This is a genomic window from Desulfosporosinus sp. FKA (genome assembly GCF_002196785.1).
GTDB classification, from domain to species: Bacteria; Bacillota; Desulfitobacteriia; order Desulfitobacteriales; family Desulfitobacteriaceae; genus Desulfosporosinus; species Desulfosporosinus acididurans.
Window position 1 is genome coordinate 139,089 of record NZ_NAHZ01000015.1, and the last position, 15,263, is coordinate 154,351.

Consider the following 15,263-nt stretch of genomic DNA (forward strand, 5'->3'; position numbering starts at 1 on the left):
TCAAAAGTCTTCAAAAAATAGATAAGAACGCAAATGATTTTTTTTTGCTGTATTTGGCGACAATGACAATAAGAAATCCGTTGGGACATTTAATTTATTTCCGCATGGAACAAGTTGATCGAACACTATGACGAGTACTCACGCACTTGGGAAGAAATCCTGCAGAAAGGTGATGTACTTCAAAAGTACCGGTCCAAAGAACTGATGCGTTTAATTGAGGAAATGGGTCCAATTGATAAATTTTCCTATGAACTCATGCTCAAAACGCTGGACCATATAGAAATAGGAGACAATTGCCCCAAGCAGAAGTGATTTTTTTAGCTGAGACAAGGGGTGAGTTTAGATTTAAGTAAGCAATTTGGGGGGCGATATGCTACGGAACCACTGCGCCAGCGGTTTAGTATACTGGGTCTTTCGCGAAGATTACTTTCGGTACCTTATATTAGAGTTATTTAAAAAAGGTTACGAAAAGAGCACTTACTTACTTAAATATGCTAGTGCTTTTATTATTGAATCTCTGGATTTGAACTGTAAAAAAATAGGAGCCTATTTTCATAACTTATTCATTTTTATTTCACGGCGAATTCATAAAGCTATGCAATAATAAAAACATCGAAAGGCAAACCAAATACATAAATAAACCAAAATTTGAGGAGGAAATAAATCATGAAAAAAATAGCTGCTATCTTAGGAACCGTAGTATTAGGACTTGGGGTTTTTGCAATCCCTGCTTTCGCAGATACAACAACTAATCAGGCCACCGTAGGAATGGTTGCTATGCAGTCCATCATGTCCTCAGGCACAATGCAAAAGGCAATGACCACAGGTGATTTTACTCAAATGGCGAGTGCTATGAATACCCCAGAGATAAAGGCTATCATGGGTGAACAACACGTTAACCAAATGACCAATTACATGAAGAATGGCATGATGGGGGGTACATATGGAAACATGATGGGTGGCTCAGGAAGCACGTCAATCTTTACGCCTGCACCAGCTAACGTTCAGCAATCGCAAAACTGGGCAGGCTACGTTGATACACCTCAATCAGGTTCTTACACTAGCATAACAGGGACTTGGATGGTCCCAGATATTACAAGCAGCCAGCAAGATGCTGCATCAGCTCAGTGGGTAGGTTTAGGTGGAGCCTCATCATCCGATCTACTTCAAATGGGCACAACTGAGACAATAGAAAACGGTCAACAAATTAATAAGTTATTTTGGGAGAAATTGCCGTCACCTGCAACCGATGTAGTAACTGTGCCAACAGGTGCAACAGTAACTGTCGATATTGCACCATCAACTGATCCAACTCAAACATCGGTATGGAATTTAACCTACACTATTACGCCTTCTGGTGGTCAAGCACAAACAGGCACCATACCAGTTACTCTTGACTCTGACTATATAGCAGGTATCGGCACCTCAGCAGAATGGATCAGCGAGGATCCGTCAACCTATAATAACCAATTATACCCTTTAGCAAATATGGGGACTATTAATTATCAATCTGCCACGGTTAACGGCGGTGCAATCAACGCTACAGGAAACAATGTCGAACCCTTCGAACTTGGCTCCACTAACGGATCAGTACTTTTAGTACCTTCTGCATTAGGTAGTGATGGAAAATCATTCTCGACAGGTACGCCAGCACAGTTATAACCAGCTAAGAGGACAGCTCAATAGCAAGGGCCTGTCGCAAAATGTTAATGTATTAACGTAGAGCGGCAGGCCTCTTTTTGTCCAGAACAGCCTAAATACACTTCATTTAAGAATGAGCTTTTGCATTAAACTGTTTTGGGCATAACAAAATAAGGGAAGACCTTTCCACTGGGGATAACTTGAGTCTGATAACTGACATTTTAAAAAATAGAGTAACTTGCAAAAAAAGGATATCGCTGTCATAACTTATTCATAACTTATTCATGGATAATACATAGGCCTAAGTAATAATGAAACCATCAAATTTGGAGTTTATGCAATCCCCGCTTTCCCAGCTACAATACCTAATCAGACCACTGTAGGAACAGGCACAATGCGGAAAGCAATAACTTAAATTCAGGTAATGTTGGTACAATGACGAAAGCTATGAGATTTCTCTCATTGATGTCCTGAGTCCCAATGAAGAGGATATTTCCGTCAAGGTAGAAAATGATTCGGAGCAAAAAGTGTTATTGGAATTGGTCAAGAAGCTCACAAAAAGAGAGAACATGGTGCTTCAATAGCGCTATGGGCTTATGAACAGCCCCAAGCAGACTCAGCGTGAAATAGCTAAAGTTCTTGAGATTTCGCGGTCTTACGTATCTAGGATTGAAAAAAAGGCGATTCAAAAGTTGATGGAAGAAATGAAAAAGATCGATCCTAAATAATAACGATAGGATTTACCGGAAATAAAATCATTGAACACTCGATAGAGCAGGTCGTCTGTTATATTTTACATAATATAGTAGTATTGGTAAGCTATAGTTGCCATAGTGTGACGGGAAATTGTAATAAACAATCAAAAAAAGCCTCCGGATAATATTCGGAGACACCTAGATGCCAGTTGAACCAAAACCGCCAGATTAGAATCGTTGAAGAAAAGCCTGCTGGAAATCGTATGAAGGTCTATGAATGTCAGAGTGAGGTTCATGGGTTGATGAAGCAATTTCAGCCGAAGTATGAATTGGGTAGTTTTAAGTGGTTTTTGTATAAAATTTAGTGATGAAAAAGGCTTGGCGAGGGGAACATTGTGGATGTTCACTTTCAATTACCTGGTTTAATGGTTTGAGAACAACATGATTTGTTAGAATTTGAATTTTAGGGAGTCTAGTGGGGTGGCGGGTGTTAAGCTGATTACGACTTCTGTGGATAACCAATTCCGGCAGTTTCCATCCGGCAATAAAAAGAGGTAAGCCGTTTAACTTACCACTTCACATGATAAAATTGAAACCAGAAAGAATTAATCTGTTACTGCAAATTACAGGCAGTAACCTATTCCAGTTTGTTGGTTTGTTGGTTTTCAAACTATTCCTATGGAATTCCCTGTCTTAGCGTATGTTTTCGTTAAAATGTTGGTGGGGCCCCATTATAGAGTTCCACCTTGTGTATGGCAACTGAAACAGTTCAGCTGAACACCTACATAATTATGGCAGGTAATACAGAACTGGTTAGAGTTAGCTCCGACAGTGTTACTCCAGGTATTAATATTAATCGGGAATTTCTCACCTCGATTATTGACATAGATTGTCTGACCATCTCGAACATAAGCCTGTCGCCATTGATCGAGCAGTTTCATATGATTAGCGATCATCCATGAAGCTGGCTCTATATCATGCTGTGTGCTTTCTATCAATTTAATGTTCTCAGCTAAATTCTTAGGTTCAGCATTGGCTTTTCCCATATTATAAAAGAATGGGAAGCCTAGAAAAGCAACAAATACAACGAGGGAAGCAATTATTCTTCCGCCTTTATACATTATTCATTTCCCTCCTTTACAATGAGATCATTTAAACGAAGATCACTGTTTTTTCTTTCTCGCCCTCCATGATCAGTACGATACCCACCAGTTTATGAGTTCCAGAAACTGATACACCTGGGCACCAGTAATCCGTGAGAGCTGGGAAAGCTACGCGGCCCGACAGCGTAAATATTGGTTAGCAGGTTAAGCCATACCATAGCCAGTTCTTAGAACAACCCATTTTTTTTAATGTTTTTTATTGTTGGTTTCAAGATCGCCCATTACGATAGCCGAATCGGTAGTTGATGTGTTTCCTATACCTCCCATCATATTCCCAAATGTACCGTCCATCATTCCATTCTTTATGTAAGTTGTCATTTGGTTAACGTGCCGTTCGCCCATGATGGCCTTGATTTCTGGGGTTTTCATAGCGTTCGACATAATACCCGCGAAAGCAGGGATTGCATAAACTCTAATCTCGATGTTTTTATTATTGCTTAGGCCTATGAATTAGCTGTGAATAAGTTATGAATAAGTTATGAATAAGTTATGAAAATGATATCCTATTTTTGCCAAATTACTCTGTTTGACGTAATATGGAATTATAGGACGCTAAGGATACTTATTCCAATAAAGTGAAAATGTTAGACGGTAAAAGTTAACTTTGATACATGAAAGGGGTCTTTACGGATATGGAAAGAAGGCGGACCATCGTCTGGGATGATCCTCAAATTAATTAAAGGGATGCGGTGTCATCCATTTTTGGACTGGATTATTAAGAAATTCGCGGCAAAGGAATTCAAGTGAAACCTGTACGGTCAGAAAGTATTAGTTGGTAAGGCTGCATTACTCGAACAAGGCGTAGAAATAATAGATGAGCCTGGAGATAGAAACGGCACGATAGTTTACCTTGCTGTTAACGACAGCTAAGCAGGATATTTAATGATTTCGGATAAACCAAAAGCCGGTGCTTTTGCAGCGGATCAAGCGATAAATAAGTCTGGGGTCAGAACAGTCATGTTAACCGGTGACCACAAATCAGCAGCAAAATACGCCTGTGAAGAGTTAGGCATTGCGGAGTTTCACGCTGAATTGCTGCTGGAAGATAAAGTAACTTGGGTTGAGAAGCTAATTGAGGAGCGAAAAACAAGGTGAAGGTAAAGTGGTCCTTGTAAGTGACGGCATAAACGATGCACAGGTCTTGGCACAGGCTGATATTGGAGTGGCGATGGGCGGTTTAGGCTCCTGATGTCGTCATCATGGAGGATCAACCTTGGATTTATAATCCTTGGTGTTTTCGGAGCAGCAAATATGTGAGAGGCTGTATCTACCGATGTGGGTGTTGCTTTACTGGCCGTACTCGATGCAACAGGGTGAGAAATTGTCTACTGAATCGATCGGATAAGGCAGAGAGAAAACACCATACTATATTAAGTGGAAGCTTAAGTAAGCAGAGATGTTCATAATGTTTTAACCGGAGACGTAACGAAACGATGGTTTTGTTATGTCTTTTTATTCATTAGAAATTCACAACTTTTTCATGAGATCATCGTATCTCATGGTTACACTAAATACATAGAAAAACCTTCGATTATCAAACGGAACTCGAACAACAAAGGGAACTACTGGGATAACTAATATTTTAGGGGGGATTATAGATGATGTTGGGTTTTATTCTGTTAATCATCGCAACTTTTTATATGTTTAGTTCAAATAATACTGAAAGGTCATTTTTTCCGAATCGTCAAACTCAAGCTCGTAATTCACTGGATATATTAAATGATCGATATGCACGTGGTGAAATTAGCAGGGAAGAATATCTCGAACGAAAAAAAGATATTTCCTAGGGATTCTAAGGAGTAAGGTTTTAAGCATTTTAAATGTCGCTAAAATAATTAAAGTTAAAAAAGGAGGAATTTATATGATGGGTGGTTGGGGGAATATGATGGGAGGCTGGGGTAATGGCGGTTATGGTTATGGTGGGTATAGTTGGATAGGTATGATAACGATGATGGCGATGATGATAATTCCGCTAATTATAGGGATTTGGATTATTCTTTATTTGTTCCGTCGTAGAACTTCAAATAATTTTGATAATCGAAATACTGCACTGGATATTCTTCGTGAACGCTATGCACGTGGTGAAATTGATTCCGTAGAATTTCAAAGCAAGAAACATGACTTAGATGGAAAGTAATTCTAAGTGTCCAAATTAGGACAGTAGCTCCATGGGAGAAACTGTCCTAATTTACCTTTAATATTGTTATGTTTGTTTAAGAAAGGACGAATAACAATGCTTATCCTAAAGGGAAAGAAATCAAACGGCATTGTAGGAAAATATAAAAGTATAATCGATGCTCAAAAGATCTTTTCTGACGCCCAAAAATATTTAAAGCAGAACCAAATTGATCAAGAACTTGTTCTAGTTGAGGGTAATCATATCGTGATGGCTGTACGCTTAAAATGTTTATACGTCCCTTGATAACTTCTCAGACTTAAGCTACTTGGGAGATTTATTTGGGGTTAGCTTTAGGAGCGATTAATGATACGCATCAATGTCATTCATACGTGAAGAAAAAGATCATTGGTGCGATGGCATTCATGAGAAATTCACAACTCATTCACAGCAAAATCGAATTGATTCGCTATACTTTGAGACATAGAAGACAAGATTCTAAAAGTTAGAAACTTAACTTTTCAGCATAGAAATCTAAGGAGGAATAAGGATGAAAAAATCAAAATGGATTATGGGACTATCAATTGCAGGCGTGATGGCACTTTCTGGTACGGCGTTCGCTCTTAACTCCGGTTCAGTTGTTACCCAATCAGCTTCACAAACACTTACTACACATAATGTATCGACAACTCAATCTCAAGGAATTGTTGCAAATAACGAGATAAATGCGGTAAATAATAGTTCTCCTTCGACGAATGAATCAACGCAGTTTTTACTTACTGATACTACGAATAGTGGAATAACTTCGGGTTCCAATGGATCTATTGGGGGCTACGGTATGATGGGTAGTTACGGAGCTAATGGAAATGGTTGGGGTTACGGTATGATGGGAGGTTACAGAGCCAATGGAACCGGCGGGGGTTACGGTATGATGGGAGGTTACGGAGCCAATGGAACCGGTGGAGGTTACGGTATGATGGGAGGCTTTGGATCTAATGGTTATGGAATGATGGGTGGGGGGTATAATGCTCAAAGTTTAGGTATTAACCTTACTAACGGTGAGGTCAGCACCTCGGATCAAGCCGTGGCTATTGCTAAAGCGTACACACAAAAAATTGACCAGAATGTTGTCGTAGACGAACTCCATGAATTCTCCAATGGATACGAAGCTGAGTTTAAGGATGCTAAAACTGGGGCTAAAGCCTATGAGATCATGATTTACAAAAATGGTGAACAAATTATTGCTGAAATGGGTCCCAATATTATGTGGAATACCCAATATGGACCTATGAATTGGGGTAACACTGGATCCATAACGGTAAGTGAAGAACAGGCTATAAAAAATGCTCAAGACTTTGTAACCAAAATGGGTCAAGAATATTCGATCGGAGAACCTGAAGTGGCACCTGGTTATTATGAATTTATGGTTCAAAAAGATGGTAAGGATTATGCAGAGCTTGACGTAAATGGATATACGGGTCAGGTTTGGTATGAAAATTGGCACGGCCCCATCTTAAATACTATTGAAGTAAAGTAATATGGATATCAAGTGATTAGTTGAGGAAAACAAGCAACATAGTTCAGGTTAAGCGGCGATATGAGTAAAATCATATTGCCGTTTTTCTTATTTGTAAAATGATGATTACGAGGAGTCAGGCCCATATGTCTCAAGTGAGAGAATCAGGCATGGATAGGATGAAAGGATTTATTTTACAAAATCAAGGTTTATTGCTTAGAAACTAAGACGAATAGGACAACTGATTGGGGGCAAAATCTAATATTAGTAATCTTTCAACTCATCAATAGTCAAAATATGTTTCTTAGATAAAAGATAAGATTATTTCTTTTACAAGAAAAAGATAAGGAAGTGCATATTTTTGGCTAGTTAAATTTGTTAAAAGAAGTGAGGCGTTAATTAAAATGAAATTTTTGTCTTCATTATTGGTTGTTTTGGCTTTAACTTTTATTGCTTGGCTTGGGGTTGGAGCTCTTAAGCTTTATGCTGTATTTGGAATCGTTATACCCTACTTAGCTTTAATCATATTCGCAATTGGTTTCATAAATCGTCTATTAAAATTCGAACAAAATAATCCCGGAAATTCGCTGGGGACTGAAAAAATGTCGGCAAGAAGAATATTAGAAATACTGTTCTTCCGCTCATTCTTCGGAAACATAAAGATAGAAAGGCAAGAATCAAATGAAGAGTCGGGTTCTTCAAAATGGTTTTGGGTAGGTGCCTACATCTTTTTTGGGGCTCTTCTTATTATTCTAATACGGCATTTACGATTGTTTCTAAATCCAGTACCCTCGTTTATTCAAGGCCTGGAGAGTTTGGATAGTTTTCTTACAATTGGTTTCCCTCACAATGTAATTTATATCACTGATATCGTGTTTATGGTGGCTTTAGCGGTTATTATATTGCGCAGTATTTATACTTCCTTTTCGAAGAATACCTCCGTGTCTTTCAGTTATGTCCCTTTATTCCTACTCCTCGGAAGTGTTTTTTCAGGAATCATTATGGTCTATTATTGGCGAGTGGATATAGTGAGTGTAAAAGAATTGAGCATGGGCTTGGTTACTTTCAGCCCCTTTATTCCAATGAACGTAGGCAGTATTTTATTTATTCATATATTCCTTGTCAGCAGCCTCTTGGTTTATCTAGCAGTATCTTCGAGAAAACCGATGCATCAATGGAATGCATCCGAAAACGAAGCGAATATCGGCTAAAACCTCCGGAAAGACAGGGTGTAAGATGACATGTCGAGTTCTTGAAAGGGAGTATTGAGTATGATTTATGGTAAAAAAGTCTACCTGGGAATATTGATATTTATAATCTTGCTTATTTCACCATTTCTTGCTAGTTTGGGAAAGGCAAATGTTCCACCTGCTCCATCGCTAGATACACCAGTCATTAACGCAATGGCGGTCAAGCAATGCGTTGAGCCAACAGAATATATGAAAGATTATCATATGCAATTATTGTATAAATGGCGAGATGAGTATGTGCGAGAGGGTAACACCATATATGTTAACAGTCGTGGCCAGAAATATACGATTAGTCTTGAAAAAACCTGTCTGAAGTGTCATTCCAATGAGGAGCAGTTTTGTCAGAGATGTCATACATATGCTGGAGTGAGGCTCTACTGCTGGGAATGCCATCAGAAATGATTCGCTGATGCGTTTTAGTATTGAGACGCCCTAATACTCTCGCATTATTGGAGATGTATTGGCGTAATTTCTCCTCGAAAAATGTTATTAAGATTAAAACCAGGAGAGAATAACGATAATGAACGTAAGAAGGTTTAACTTTTTGATTTACTAATATTTTTCCAACGAAAATTTCGGTTAATATGTTTGAGTTTGTTTATTATAGATGTTGCAGTTTAACAATTTACTAATATGTGGTTTAAGTATTAATACTTTAGTATAAAAAAAACTGTTCTAGATAAACTAATTACAGTCAAAGGAGGGATCAATTAGTGAATCGGATTAGAATGATAATTTTAAGTTTATCAGCTATCTTAGTTACAGCACTCGTTGCAGCCTGTAATACGCAACAACCGGCCGCTCCAGCCCCTCAAACCCAACAAACCCCGGCAACCCAAGTTGCAAATGTGACGGCCACATATGTTGGTGAACAAACATGTCAAGGTTGTCATAAAAAGCCTAACGTTGACAAAACACCTCATCATCAATCCTTTAAACCTTTGTCCGATTATAAACTTGATAAGACTTATGGCACGGTTACTGTATATGATGGTGCAGCCAATGATGCAAAATCGACAACAGTGGATTTGAGTAAAGCTCTTGGGGTTCAAGTGGATACTTATGTTGTGGCTCAAATTCCAAAAACAGCCGGTTTTGCCGGACTGTATTATCGGGTAGGAAAATTAACTAAAAACCCTGACGGAACATACAAAATTTCAAGTGCTGCTGTGGTCAAGGGAACTCAGAACTGGTCTGCGGAAGATTATACTAGTTGCACAAAATGTCATAGTCCTTCTCTAGGTGCAGCCGGAACACCTGACAAAGCTTTTACCTGCGAAGGTTGTCATGGTCCTGGAAGTGCACATGTTGCTGCAACGACCGACGAACAGAGAAATGCAACTATGCCTTTGCCGACTTCTCAAACTTGTCTGAAATGTCATCAAAGTGATCCGACGAAAGATTCGAAAACAGGGGCGATCATTGCTACGAACCATTATGGTACACGCGACTATACTTTCAGTAAGCACAATACGACTGGAATGATTAACGGTTGCTTGACCTGTCATAACCCACACGCTGTAAATGCAAATGGAAGATTGATAAAGACGGATAATCCAAATGACATTTGCGTAACCTGTCACGCGGGTAAAAATTATGACGTCAAAACCATTATGTGGGATAATAAGTCAGATCCAAGAGGTCACATAACTGCCGACCATAGCTTTACTGCTGTTCCCGAGTCTGCTACGAAGGTTAATCCTACTACAAAGAATGTGGAAATCGTAGATCCGACAGTACTAGACATGATTAAGAAAGCATTACCAAACTTAGCGAAATAAACATGGAAACTCAAGGCTTGCCCTCTTTAATGGGTAAGCTTTGAGTTAATTACCCTTCTCTTTGAGAAATTCAATAGTCATTGTTTACTTTTAAATGCAATTAAATTTGATCTTTAAGGAATAATTTATTTTAATAGTCTTTGTTCTTTAAGTATATTTAATTTATATTTTGCTCATAATATTAATGATCCTTCTAGGATCCTTAAACAAAGAGAGGCGGTGATCATAATGATTACCGCCTCCTTTAGCTTAAAGAGGAATTAAAAATGATAGAAATGGTAGAAATGAATAAAGGTTAGTTCTCCATAATGGAAAAAACTGAGTAATTGATTAAATGTAGGATTACAGTACATTTCTGTTACTCGATTATGACAATTTCCAATGTGGAAAGAAACCTCATGTTAAATCAGGGGTCAATCTTCATGAGAAATTCACAACTTTTTCATGAGATAGTCGTATCCAAGGGTTACACTAAGAACATAGATTAGAAAAGCAGTTAAATCAAGAGAAGAATTTTGTACAATCTTCATAAGACAGACGAGATGCAAAAAATCTATGCAAACAGGGGATGTTAAAGCTATGCAAGATCTCATGAATTCAGACCCGAATGTTAGGCTCAAATCGGAAAAGATATCCTTAACAAAATGAATTGATTTATGAGTCAAATATAACTGAAACATGATGAACGGTGTCAATGATACTAACAGTTCTATTATTGGAAGATGAATAGGAGTGGTTTGAATTGATTGGCTAACTATTGGACAAGAAGACAAGGTCAGATGATAATTATTCTAACGGGCGATTAAGAATGAAAGGAAAAATTCCGATGAAAAATAACAAAGGGCATCAATTTCACGGTATCTTAATGTTGCTTTGTTGTATGGTACCAATAATGCTTATAGCGGCTCTGCCTTTGTTAAACTTGCAAAGCTCTGGTTTGAATAATGTATTATTTTTAATTTTTATGATGGTCTGTCCGTTAGGGCATTTGATAATGATGAAATTCATGTCCCATAAGCATCAAGAAACTCCAGAAACTGAATCCGAGATACTTTCAGTACCGGAATCGGGTGCAGTAGACTGACCAGAAAAAGTTTTTTCATGATGCTAAAGTAGCAATAAAGATTTGCCGGATGTTTTTTTGATTAACTCTAACGGGGTTATTTTTTAAGCAAAACAATATAGGATAGCCCCCTTATACTACTCTATACTATTACTAAGATTTGTTGGCTACAAGGATGGACTAGCCGGATTATGCAAAGTTAAGGCCTATGTAACAGCAGGGTAATTGTTAGTAGGAATGAATCAGGAAGAAGGTTCCTAATTTGAACTGGTTTCACAAGAGGTTTTTTCAGTTTTGAATTCTAATTTGTAATTAGATGATTGAATGGAGGATTTATATGATGGGTGGTTGGGGTAATATGATGGGCAGCTGGGGTGGTTATGGATATGGTGGTTTTAGCTGGATGGGAATGATGTTTATACCACTCCTTATAATAATTGGAATGGTTTTCTATATATTTCGAAACAGAGCTTCTCGAGCAACAGTTAATAGTATTTTTTTAAAAAATACTGCTCCAGATATTCTCCGCGAACGATATGCTAGTGGCGAAATTGATGCTACTGAATTTCAAAGCAAAATGCAAGATTTAGAAGGAAGAATTAATTTGCAAAAATAACTGCGTGATATAGATTTCGGTTACACTTGAAAAATACAAACTTATAACTATTTACTGAAGCTTAGTGTCAGCCAAAAGCTGTTTTCACTAAGCTTCAGTTAAATTCTCTTAATATCTTATCAGTTGTTCGAAAGATAACCACATTGATTTTTCTAAGTAGGACAAGCTAGTTACAAATATTTTTTTATAAATCGAATTAACAAATAGAATAGGGGGGAGGGCTTTTAAATGAATGAAGACGTAAAATCTTGTGGGTGTTGCTCCGATGATATGGGCTGTGGACATAATAGAACAAGCCATCATAATGAAAAAACGATTAAAGAGTTATCCAATCGTATGAATAGAATCGAAGGTCAGGTTCGGGGAATTAAGGGTATGATGAACGACATGTCTATTGCGACGATATTCTCAATCAAATTGCCTCTGTATAATCTGCACTGAACGGCGTTGCCAAGCTTCTGTTTGAAAAACACATGAAATCCTGCGTGCGTGAACGACTTGAAGTTAATGACGATGAAGTAATCGATGAAATTCTAAAAACTATTTTTAGAATGATGAAATAGTAGCTGTGAGGTGAAATTTTTATGGCTCAAGTACAATCCTCAGAAATAAAGGTTTTGGGAATGTCGTGTGAACATTGTGTCCGAAGGGTTACAAAAGCTTTGGAAGACCTCCCCGGGATCGAAAATGTCGAAGTAACATTAGACCAAGCAAAGGCTAATTTTAACTGGGATCCATCAGTGATCGATCGTGCGGCAATTCGCCGCGCTATCGAGGAGGCAGATTATAATGTTGACGATTCGGAATATAGAACGGATTCAAAGGCTGAGTTCAATTTTGATACTAATCAAGTTGAAGATGGCGATATCCGTGGAGCCATCGAGGAAGCAGGATATTCAGTGACGCCGGTACAAGAAGAGCTAAAAGACGAAAATCATAATGAAGAACAAAATTCTACTGTAACCATAGAATCAAGTTCTCCGATTACTCAAAAAGATACTCATGAACAAATCCAGCTTAAAGTCACAGGGATGACCTGTGCTAATTGCGCTTTGACAATAGAAAAAGGGGTAGCAAAAATGTCTGGCATAAAGCGGGCATCGGTAAATTTTGCTTCGGAAAAGCTGGCCATAGAATACGATCCGAGCCTGGTAAAGACTGAAGACGTTTTGGCTAAGGTCAAGGACCTTGGTTATGGTGCCTATAGTGAAGGTATGGAAGACGGTAAGAAACAGTTTAAGGTCAGCGGAATGAGTTGTGCTAACTGCGCATTAACCATTGAAAAGAAATTGAAGAATACCCCGGGAGTTAGTTCCGTCAGTGTGAATTTTGCCGCAGAAACAGTCAACGTTGAGTATAATCCTAGTGTGATCAACCTTGAAGCAATTTATGAGAAAGTTAGGGATGCAGGCTATACTCCCATCGAAAATAACGAAGAAAGCTTAGAGGATCAAGCTGTTAAAAAACAACTTTATTGGTTGATCGTTAGTGCTATCCTCTCCGCACCCATCGTACCGCTTATGTATATGCAGATGAGTCAAACAAGCATTTATATTATGTTTGTGTTGGCAACGATTGTTCAATTTACGGCAGGATGGACGTTTTATCGAGGGGCCTACCATGCCTTGAAAAACCGTTCCCCGAATATGGATGTCTTAGTAGCTTTAGGGACAACAGCGGCCTACGCTTACAGTGCCATGACAACCTTTCCACAAATTTTCTTCAATGGCCCTAACTTCTTTGATACCTCCGCTTTACTGATTGTCTTTGTTCGTTTTGGCAAATACCTGGAGGCTAAAGCTAAGGGTCGAGCAGGTCAAGCCTTAAAGCGTCTGCTAGAGCTTCAAGCCGATAAAGCAAGAATCATAGTTGATGACCAGGAAAAGGAAGTTCCTGCTTCCAGTGTGAAAATCGGAGATATCGTTGTTATAAAACCTGGTGAAAAAATCCCTATCGATGGTGAAATCATTGAAGGTCAAGCCAGTATTGACGAAGCCATGATCACAGGGGAATCCATCCCCGTTGACAAAGGAATAGGGGATCCGGTTGTCGGAGCCACGATCAACTCCTCGGGAATTATTAAGGTTAAAACCACGAAAACTGGTAAAGATACTATGCTTTCCGGAATCATTAAGATGGTTGAGGATGCCCAAGGCGTTAAACCCGAAATTCAGCGTTTAGCCGATACAATCTCCAATTATTTCGTTCCCACGGTCGTTACGATTGCGCTCATAACGTTCTCGATTTGGTATTTCTTAATTCATAGCGGCTTTGTCTTTGCCTTAACTGCTGGAATTGCGGTTCTCGTCGTCGCTTGTCCTTGTGCTTTAGGTTTAGCAACCCCGACGGCGGTGATGGTGGGAAGCGGTGTGGGCTTAAACCGAGGGATTTTGTTCAAATCGGCAGCGGTTTTAGAAGCAATTTCTAAACTTGAGGCGATTGGATTTGACAAGACGGGTACACTTACAAAAGGAAGACCGGAAGTGACCGATATCGTTAGTTTTAATGGTTATACGGACAAGGAAGTTCTTACAATAGCGGCAGCCGGAGAAAATCCTTCAATTCATCCCCTGGCCCAGGCAGTCGTTGGACGGGCTAAGGATGATAATGTAACTATCGAAGATGTGGAAAATTACCAGGAGAAAAGCGGCCATGGCATTGTCTGTCTTTACCAAGGAAAGCAGCTGCTGATTGGCAATATAAAATTGATCCAAAAATATCACGCAAACTTAGGCTCTTCTGAACTTGATTTTCAGCGTTTAGCTGAAGAAGGTAAAACCACAAGCTTTGTGGCCATAGATGGAGAGGTCATTGGCCTAATTGCCCTGGCCGATGTATTGAAAGAAAGCACTAAAGAAGCGATTGCTCGCTTACATCACTTAGGAATAAAGACCTTTATGATTACAGGAGATAATAAAAAGGTCGCCAATGTGGTAGGCTCCCAAGTAGGGATCGACGAGGTGATTGCTGAGGTTTTACCTCAGGATAAAATTAATATCGTCAAGAAATTTCAGGATCAAGGGTTAAAAGTTGCCATGGTCGGGGACGGCATCAACGACGCGCCGGCTTTGGCCCAAGCGGATATAGGCATAGCCGTCGGTTCCGGCACAGATGTAGCAAAAGAAACAGGGGATGTTGTTTTAGTTCGGAATGATTTGCTCGATGTTGAGCGTGCTATACGATTAGGGCGAAAAACCTTAGGGAAAATCAAGCAAAACCTCTTTTGGGCCCTGATTTACAATACGGTCGGGATTCCCATAGCAGCGGGTATGCTCTACCCAGTAACCGGAAAATTATTGCCCCCAGAATGGGCTGGACTGGCGATGGCCTTTTCTTCGGTGTCTGTTGTAACCAGTTCCCTTCTGCTTAAAAAGTATGATCAAAAGCTTGCGGCCTAAGTTTTGGTAACGGAATACAAATTT

General features: G+C 39.1%; 13 protein-coding genes and 2 pseudogenes. 14 read left to right on the forward strand and 1 reads right to left on the reverse strand.

What is annotated here, in order from left to right:
- Positions 1–666 precede the first annotated feature (666 nt).
- Together B5771_RS04245 and B5771_RS04250 are read left to right on the forward strand one after the other, a co-directional pair.
- Positions 667–1,662 (forward strand): G1 family glutamic endopeptidase, encoded by a 996-nt coding sequence (locus B5771_RS04245; RefSeq protein ID WP_242966727.1) that lies wholly within the window; start codon positions 667–669, stop codon positions 1,660–1,662.
- Positions 1,663–2,090: 428 nt separating this feature from the next.
- Positions 2,091–2,369: pseudogene (locus B5771_RS04250) on the forward strand (sigma-70 family RNA polymerase sigma factor); the annotation flags it as partial.
- A 698-nt stretch (positions 2,370–3,067) separates the two neighbouring features.
- Here B5771_RS04250 and dsrJ (B5771_RS04255) read toward each other — a convergent pair.
- Positions 3,068–3,457 (reverse strand): sulfate reduction electron transfer complex DsrMKJOP subunit DsrJ, encoded by a 390-nt coding sequence (gene dsrJ, locus B5771_RS04255; RefSeq protein WP_088186428.1) that lies wholly within the window; start codon positions 3,455–3,457, stop codon positions 3,068–3,070.
- A 924-nt stretch (positions 3,458–4,381) separates the two neighbouring features.
- Here dsrJ (B5771_RS04255) and B5771_RS24690 point away from each other — a divergent pair.
- From B5771_RS24690 to B5771_RS04320, 12 genes and pseudogenes are all read left to right on the forward strand, one after another.
- Positions 4,382–4,594 (forward strand): HAD family hydrolase, encoded by a 213-nt coding sequence (locus tag B5771_RS24690; RefSeq protein ID WP_088186430.1) that lies wholly within the window; start codon positions 4,382–4,384, stop codon positions 4,592–4,594.
- Positions 4,595–5,097: 503 nt separating this feature from the next.
- On the forward strand, positions 5,098–5,286 hold the full coding sequence (locus B5771_RS04270) for an SHOCT domain-containing protein (protein WP_088186431.1): 189 nt from the start codon (positions 5,098–5,100) through the stop codon (positions 5,284–5,286).
- A gap of 74 nt (positions 5,287–5,360) precedes the next feature.
- Positions 5,361–5,636, forward strand: coding sequence for an SHOCT domain-containing protein (locus B5771_RS04275; RefSeq protein WP_088186432.1), 276 nt, complete (start codon positions 5,361–5,363; stop codon positions 5,634–5,636).
- A 96-nt stretch (positions 5,637–5,732) separates the two neighbouring features.
- On the forward strand, positions 5,733–5,921 hold the full coding sequence (locus tag B5771_RS04280) for a hypothetical protein (protein WP_140417687.1): 189 nt from the start codon (positions 5,733–5,735) through the stop codon (positions 5,919–5,921).
- Positions 5,922–6,165: 244 nt separating this feature from the next.
- On the forward strand, positions 6,166–7,152 hold the full coding sequence (locus B5771_RS04285) for a PepSY domain-containing protein (protein ID WP_088186434.1): 987 nt from the start codon (positions 6,166–6,168) through the stop codon (positions 7,150–7,152).
- A gap of 383 nt (positions 7,153–7,535) precedes the next feature.
- Positions 7,536–8,342 carry a menaquinol oxidoreductase gene (locus B5771_RS04290; RefSeq protein ID WP_088186435.1) on the forward strand — a complete coding sequence of 269 codons (807 nt, stop codon included), beginning with the start codon at positions 7,536–7,538 and terminating at the stop codon, positions 8,340–8,342.
- A 60-nt stretch (positions 8,343–8,402) separates the two neighbouring features.
- Positions 8,403–8,783, forward strand: coding sequence for a sulfate reduction electron transfer complex DsrMKJOP subunit DsrJ (gene dsrJ / locus B5771_RS04295; protein WP_088186436.1), 381 nt, complete (start codon positions 8,403–8,405; stop codon positions 8,781–8,783).
- Between the two features lie 311 nt (positions 8,784–9,094).
- A complete protein-coding gene (locus B5771_RS04300) occupies positions 9,095–10,162 on the forward strand; it encodes a cytochrome c3 family protein (protein ID WP_088186437.1) in 1,068 nt (355 codons plus the stop codon).
- Between the two features lie 808 nt (positions 10,163–10,970).
- Entirely contained in the window at positions 10,971–11,246 is a 276-nt protein-coding gene (locus tag B5771_RS04305; protein WP_172408153.1) for a hypothetical protein, read from the forward strand.
- A gap of 316 nt (positions 11,247–11,562) precedes the next feature.
- Complete coding sequence (locus B5771_RS04310; RefSeq protein ID WP_088186439.1) at positions 11,563–11,841, forward strand: SHOCT domain-containing protein; 279 nt, start codon at positions 11,563–11,565, stop codon at positions 11,839–11,841.
- Between the two features lie 270 nt (positions 11,842–12,111).
- Positions 12,112–12,404 (forward strand): annotated as a pseudogene (locus B5771_RS04315) (metal-sensitive transcriptional regulator).
- Positions 12,405–12,425: 21 nt separating this feature from the next.
- Entirely contained in the window at positions 12,426–15,239 is a 2,814-nt protein-coding gene (locus B5771_RS04320) for a heavy metal translocating P-type ATPase (protein ID WP_088186440.1), read from the forward strand.
- Positions 15,240–15,263: the final 24 nt, after the last annotated feature.

Excerpts from the sequence above, each read along its gene's own strand:
- B5771_RS04270 (WP_088186431.1), top strand. The coding sequence starts at position 5,098 with ATGATGTTGGGTTTTATTCTGTTAATCATCGCAACTTTTTATATGTTT.
- B5771_RS04245 (WP_242966727.1), top strand. The coding sequence starts at position 667 with ATGAAAAAAATAGCTGCTATCTTAGGAACCGTAGTATTAGGACTTGGG.
- B5771_RS04290 (WP_088186435.1), top strand. The coding sequence starts at position 7,536 with ATGAAATTTTTGTCTTCATTATTGGTTGTTTTGGCTTTAACTTTTATT.
- dsrJ (WP_088186428.1), bottom strand. The coding sequence starts at position 3,457 with ATGTATAAAGGCGGAAGAATAATTGCTTCCCTCGTTGTATTTGTTGCT.
- B5771_RS04275 (WP_088186432.1), top strand. The coding sequence starts at position 5,361 with ATGATGGGTGGTTGGGGGAATATGATGGGAGGCTGGGGTAATGGCGGT.
- B5771_RS04320 (WP_088186440.1), top strand. The coding sequence starts at position 12,426 with ATGGCTCAAGTACAATCCTCAGAAATAAAGGTTTTGGGAATGTCGTGT.
- B5771_RS04280 (WP_140417687.1), top strand. The coding sequence starts at position 5,733 with ATGCTTATCCTAAAGGGAAAGAAATCAAACGGCATTGTAGGAAAATAT.
- B5771_RS24690 (WP_088186430.1), top strand. The coding sequence starts at position 4,382 with ATGATTTCGGATAAACCAAAAGCCGGTGCTTTTGCAGCGGATCAAGCG.
- B5771_RS04310 (WP_088186439.1), top strand. The coding sequence starts at position 11,563 with ATGATGGGTGGTTGGGGTAATATGATGGGCAGCTGGGGTGGTTATGGA.
- dsrJ (WP_088186436.1), top strand. The coding sequence starts at position 8,403 with ATGATTTATGGTAAAAAAGTCTACCTGGGAATATTGATATTTATAATC.
- B5771_RS04305 (WP_172408153.1), top strand. The coding sequence starts at position 10,971 with ATGAAAGGAAAAATTCCGATGAAAAATAACAAAGGGCATCAATTTCAC.
- B5771_RS04285 (WP_088186434.1), top strand. The coding sequence starts at position 6,166 with ATGAAAAAATCAAAATGGATTATGGGACTATCAATTGCAGGCGTGATG.